Origin of the sequence: Commensalibacter sp. Nvir (genome assembly GCF_963921845.1) — a bacterium.
Taxonomy (GTDB): Bacteria; Pseudomonadota; Alphaproteobacteria; order Acetobacterales; family Acetobacteraceae; genus Commensalibacter.
The window spans coordinates 1-3,774 of sequence record NZ_CAWUGZ010000078.1 but is presented as its reverse complement, the minus strand read 5'-3'; the positions used below and the strand labels follow the sequence as shown (position 1 = coordinate 3,774).

At 37.5% G+C, this 3,774-nt stretch carries 3 protein-coding genes; 2 read left to right on the top strand and 1 reads right to left on the bottom strand.

Annotation, left to right across the window (positions count from 1 at the left end; all coding sequences use genetic code 11):
• Positions 1-364: 364 nt before the first annotated feature.
• Positions 365-742 (bottom strand): peptide-methionine (R)-S-oxide reductase MsrB, encoded by a 378-nt coding sequence (gene msrB / locus AABE15_RS05375; RefSeq protein ID WP_338330258.1) that lies wholly within the window; start codon positions 740-742, stop codon positions 365-367.
• 223 nt (positions 743-965) lie between these two features.
• On the opposite strand from msrB, the gene gpmI reads away from it, so the two are divergent.
• A complete protein-coding gene (gene gpmI / locus AABE15_RS05370) occupies positions 966-2,495 on the top strand; it encodes a 2,3-bisphosphoglycerate-independent phosphoglycerate mutase (protein ID WP_338330257.1) in 1,530 nt (509 codons plus the stop codon).
• A 132-nt stretch (positions 2,496-2,627) separates the two neighbouring features.
• Positions 2,628-3,774: peptidoglycan DD-metalloendopeptidase family protein (locus AABE15_RS05365; RefSeq protein ID WP_338330256.1), on the top strand; the 1,147-nt coding region annotated here is incomplete at its 3' end.

Below are 3,774 nucleotides of genomic sequence, written 5' to 3'. Positions count from 1 at the left end.
ATACTGAAACTGTGCATAATAATAAAATGAAAATTAACGTTAAGATTGCTATTGGGTTTGATAAGCCTTTATATAAATAAAGTTCTATTTTAAAATCAAACAAGCAGATCTATATTAATTTTATGTTTAAATTATTTAAACGTTCGTTTAATTAAGTTTATAATCATTTTACTGTATATCAACAACAAAATTATATAAAATTTGTAAAAAATTACAATAATTTTTAAACTTCTAAAAAATAGCTTTAGCTCCTGATAATCTTTATAATCACGGCAAAAAATACGTACGAAAGAATTTAAATAAATTTCAGCACATACCGTTATTTTTAACTCCTTAATATCCAGTTAAATTACAGTATGGGGATTCAAGTTTTATTGAATTTTAAGGCAACACCATTAATACAATAACGTAATCCCGTAGGATCTGGACCATCATTAAATAGGTGCCCTAAATGGCCCTTGCATCGGGCACAATGTACTTCTGTACGCGTCATATGATGACTATGATCCACTTCCGTTTCGATTGCTCCTTCTATAGCGTTAAAAAAGGATGGCCAACCACAATGATTGTTGAATTTTGTATCACTATGAAATAAATGCGCACCACACGCAGCGCATACATAATCCCCAGAGCGTGTTTCATAATTTAACGGGCTACTTCCTGGAGCTTCGGTTCCGTGGTCCCTCATAATTCTTAATTGCTCTGGAGATAAATTAGATAACTGTATCCATTCATTTTTCATAACGTTACTCCTTTTTTCTTGAGTAATTCTGGGGTAGCATAGAATCTATTTTATATATTTTACACTTTAAATTTATCTTATGAAGTAACTATGCTTCTTGTAAAAATTTGTTCATATACCCCTCATATTACTATATGATATTAAAAATGGCCTCATCATTTCATGAAATTGCAACCCATTCATCACCATAATCCCATTAACAGTTGCAAAATAGGACAAACGAATGACAAAACAACATTATAGACCTGTCATGTTAACTATACTTGATGGTTTTGGATACAACCCACACAAAGAAAATAATGCAGTTGCACAAGCCAACAAACCTATCATTCATAGTTTGTTACAGACCGATCCTCATGCCTTTTTAGACGCCAGTGGCGAAGACGTCGGATTACCAGAAGGTCAAATGGGCAATTCCGAAGTAGGCCATATGAATATTGGTGCTGGCAGAGTCATCATGCAGGAACTTCCTAAAATCACCCATGCTATACGAGACGGTAGTATTTTTCAAAACGACTTGATGAAAACATTCATAGCCCGTCTAAAAGAAAACAATGGCACGTGCCACTTACTGGGTCTTTTTTCACCGGGAGGGGTTCACGCCCACCAAAATCATGCAATTGAACTGGCCAAAGCACTTTATACAAATGGCATAAACGTCGTACTCCATGTTTTTACCGATGGACGCGATACCCCACCGGAATCGGCAGAAAAATTTGTTAAAGACGCTCTGCAGGAATTACCGCAAGGGATAAAAATTGCCACGGTTTCTGGTCGTTATTATGCCATGGATCGTGATAATCGTTGGGAGCGTGTTGCTAAAGCCTATGATGCTATCGTTTCTGCGATTGGACCTAGAAAAGAAAATGCTTTGTCCGCAATCACAGATTCTTATCAAGAAAAAATAACGGATGAATTTATTATTCCGACTGTTATTGGCAACTATCAAGGAATGAAAGATGGGGATGCTATCTTATCCTTTAACTTCAGAGCCGATCGCATTCGACAAATTCTAGATGCTATGTTGTTGCCTGATTTTAATGACTTCAAACGTTCTAAGATTGTTCATTTTTCAGAAGCGTTGGGCATGACTCAATACAGCGAGACGTTGACCCACGTAATGGGGGTATTATTTCCCCCAGAAACCTTAACCAACGTCATTGGCGAAGTAATATGTAAAGCAAATTTAAAACAACTTCGCGCTGCAGAGACAGAAAAATACCCTCATGTGACCTACTTTTTGAATGGCGGCCGAGAAGAGCCTTTTCCTGGAGAGGACCGTATTTTAGTGAACTCACCTAAAGTTGCAACCTATGATTTGCAACCCGAAATGTCTGCCCCAGAGCTTACGCGTAAAGTTGTTGAAGCCATAAACAGCAAAAAATATGATCTGATTGTTGTCAATTTTGCAAACCCTGACATGGTAGGACACACGGGTATATTAAATGCAGCGATCAAAGCGGTTGAAGCGGTTGATAAAGGATTAGGAGAAATCGTTCAGGCCGTTCGTGCTCAAAAAGGGGCTTTGCTTATTACTGCGGATCATGGAAACTGTGAAATTATGGTTGATCCTATAACAGGCGAACCCCATACCCAACACACTTTGGACAAAGTTCCGGTTATCCTTGATGGCGTTCCAGGAGCTACGTTACATGATGGTAGGTTAGCCGACATTGCGCCGACATTGCTACAACTTATGAATATCCCCCAACCTGCAGAAATGACAGGTAAAAGCCTCCTCAACGAAAAATAGAGGATCCTTCTGGCAGAAAATATTTTACAATTTAAGTCTATCTCAAAGCATTTAAATCAATATGCTTTGAGGCTAGGCTTTATCTTTGGTTTCGTTTTAATTTTATTACAATGTGTTTTAAACAGTATAAGCGTGGTTTATGCTTCCTCTAAACAAACAACGCATTCTGACTCGCTTATTATTCCTAAAACTCTATTTTCACAAAAACAAAAAACACTCCATGAACTTTCAGTTTTACAAGATAAAAAAACCCAAGCGCTTAAACATCTTCAAATAGACCAACAACTAGCGGCTCATTTAAATCAAAATTTACTAAATGCTTCAAACGCACTTTTTTTAACGGAAAAAAAAGTCGCATCGTACAAACAACAGCTTATAGAAATCGACACAAAATGCCTCGTACTTGACCATGAACTTAACGCTCAATCCCAACAATTTTCAAAATTTCTTCCCCTTATTGAGCGGTTGTCTCTCTACCCTACGGATACATTAATAGCGGCAAGCAATAATTCACCGAGTCCTCTAATAGGATTGATGTTTGTAAAACAAATTGCAAACCTTTTAGAAAAAAAAGCTAAAGAAATTAAAGCCGTACAAGAACAACTTTATGCACTTCGAAAAGAGCAAAACCAAAAATTTATTGCCCTTAATCAACTCCAATCAACCCTAAGCTTACAGAAAAAAAATTTGTCCATTGTTGCCAAAAAAGCAAAACTTACCCAACAACACTCCTCCAATTATGTGTTTAAGATATCCCAAAATGTAGCAAAAATGGCAAAAAAAGCCAAAACTATTAACGATGCCATCAAAACTATTATCCAATCCAAGCGCAAAGTAGAACAAAAGCTTCAGGCACAGGCTAATTTGGCAATACAACACCAAGATCAAGAAAAAATTAGTTTGTATAAAGAAAAAATAAACGCAATAACCTATGCAAATACCGCAGAGGGATTAAAGATTTCGTCAGAAAAAAACATAGAGCTAGTAAACGGACCAATTGTTTCTCTGTGGGGCAGCAAAACCGATTCAGGACCTGCGCAAGGCATCACTTATGCGCCCCCTTCTCAAGCAAGTGTCCGTTCACCCTGCAGCGGTCAAGTTGAATTCGCTGGATCGTTTCGCGGCTTTGGTCATATGATTATTTTAAATTGTGGTAAAGATTATCGGTTTGTTCTGGCTGGGATGGGCCTGTTGACGGTTGGAACGGGCCAAACAGCGCAAAAAGGAATTATTATTGGTCGTATGCCTGTGTGGTCTGGAAATCAGGATACAGGTAGAC

Excerpts from the sequence above, each read along its gene's own strand:
- msrB (WP_338330258.1), bottom strand. The coding sequence starts at position 742 with ATGAAAAATGAATGGATACAGTTATCTAATTTATCTCCAGAGCAATTA.
- gpmI (WP_338330257.1), top strand. The coding sequence starts at position 966 with ATGACAAAACAACATTATAGACCTGTCATGTTAACTATACTTGATGGT.